This is a genomic window from Streptosporangium sp. NPDC005286, from assembly GCF_040607515.1.
Lineage (GTDB): Bacteria > Actinomycetota > Actinomycetes > Streptosporangiales > Streptosporangiaceae > Streptosporangium.
On the sequence record NZ_JBEXGU010000396.1, the window covers coordinates 1 to 1,627 of the forward strand.

A 1,627-nucleotide genomic window follows, 5' to 3' on the forward strand; every position below is an offset into this window, starting at 1 on the left:
TCATCACCACGGCGGTGATGACGGCGATCGGCGTCCTGGTGGCGCTGGAGGTCATCTCCGCGCTGGTCGGCCACCCGCTGCGCCTGCTGCCCTACGACCGGATGCTCGCCTGGGCGTCGTCGACGCCGTGGAGCGACCGGCAGGTGATGGCGGGCGCGGGCCTGGTCGGCCTGCTGGGCCTGCTGCTGGTGCTGTTCGCGCTCATCCCGGGACGGCCCACGCTGATCCCGGTGCGGACGGGCGACAAGGACCTGGTCATCGGCATGCAGCGCCGGGGCTTCACCCGGTCGCTGGCCCACACGGCCGAGCGGGTGCAGGGGGTGGACCAGGCCAAGGTACGGCTGGTGGGGAAGACCGTGCGAGTGAACGCCCGCAGCGGCGTCCGGGACACCACCGGACTGGCCGACGCCGTACGGGAGGCGGTGACCGTGCGGATCGCCGCGCTCTCCCCCGTCTGGAACCATCCCGTCCACGTGCACCTGCGAGGGAAGTGAGCGCCATGGACGACAAGACCGCCCGGGGCAACCGGCTGGGGCTGCTACTCGTGGGACTGGCGCTGATGGCCCTGAGCGCCCTGGTGATGGCGCGCGGCGCGGGGGCGTTCCCTCCGGCCGTGGCGTCCGCCCGCGGACCACTCGTGGACGCCCAGACGCGTGCGGCGTTCGCCCGCTACGACCCGTGGCTGTGGTGGGTGGTCGCCGCGGCGGCGATAGTGCTCGCGCTGTTCGGCCTGCGCTGGCTGCTGGTCCAGGGACGCCGCCGGAGGCTGAGCGGCATCCGCCTGGACGGCGGTCCCGCCGGGATCACCGAGGTGGACGCGCACAGCGTGACCGACGCGGCGGCCGCCGAGGCGGGCTCGCACCCCTCGATCATCGGCGCCACCGCCGCGATGATCGGCACGAGCGAGCACCCCGCCGTCCGGATGCGGGTGGCGGTCGCCGAGGACGCGCCGATGAGCGCGGTCCGCGAGCAGCTGAGCGGGGTGGTCATCCCGCACATGCGCCAGACCCTGGAGACCGAGCGCATACCCGCCGTCGCCCGGGTGAGCCTGGGGGACGCGCCGCACCCCCGCAGGACCGTCACCTGACGGAGCGCCGATCATAGGGTGATCAGGGAAACCAACGCTTCGAGGAGACGATGTGCCTTCGGTCGTGAAGATAAACGTGCTGACAGTGTCCGCGGAGATGCGCGAGGAGCTGGAGCGCCGCTTCTCGGGGCGGGCGGGAGTGGTCGAGTCCGCGGACGGGTTCGAGTGGTTCGAACTGCTCCGCCCGGTGGACGGCACCGACCGCTACCTGGTCTACACCCGCTGGCGTTCCGATGAGGACTTCAAGCGCTGGACCGAGAGCCAGGCCTTCCAGCGCGGCCACGCCCAGGCCGCCGCCGAGGCCGGTCAGGGCCAGGGTCACGGGCATGGGCACGGGCAGGAGGCGGCCGGCCCGGCCCAGGGGCACGGCCACGGGCAGGGCCCGGCAGCCTCCGGGGCCGAGCTGTGGTCGTTTGAAGTCGTACAGAGCACCGGGCCCGCGCCCGGAGCCTGATCGCTCGCCGAGGGGGCGCCCGACCGGCCCCGGCCGGGTTCCGAGTCCGCGTTGAGCGGGTAGGCCCCGCTCCCCCTCGTTTCCGG

3 protein-coding genes are annotated in these 1,627 nt (G+C 73.5%); all 3 read left to right on the top strand.

Annotated elements, in window-relative coordinates; genetic code table 11:
- On the top strand, window positions 1–494 hold a 494-nt coding region (locus ABZU75_RS46380), incomplete at its 5' end, for a DUF6286 domain-containing protein (RefSeq protein ID WP_355569967.1).
- 5 nt (window positions 495–499) lie between these two features.
- Window positions 500–1,087 (top strand): alkaline shock response membrane anchor protein AmaP, encoded by a 588-nt coding sequence (locus ABZU75_RS46385; protein WP_355569970.1) that lies wholly within the window; start codon window positions 500–502, stop codon window positions 1,085–1,087.
- Between the two features lie 52 nt (window positions 1,088–1,139).
- Window positions 1,140–1,541 (top strand): antibiotic biosynthesis monooxygenase, encoded by a 402-nt coding sequence (locus ABZU75_RS46390; RefSeq protein ID WP_355569973.1) that lies wholly within the window; start codon window positions 1,140–1,142, stop codon window positions 1,539–1,541.
- Window positions 1,542–1,627 lie beyond the last annotated feature (86 nt).

Excerpts from the sequence above, each read along its gene's own strand:
- ABZU75_RS46385 (WP_355569970.1), top strand. The coding sequence starts at position 500 with ATGGACGACAAGACCGCCCGGGGCAACCGGCTGGGGCTGCTACTCGTG.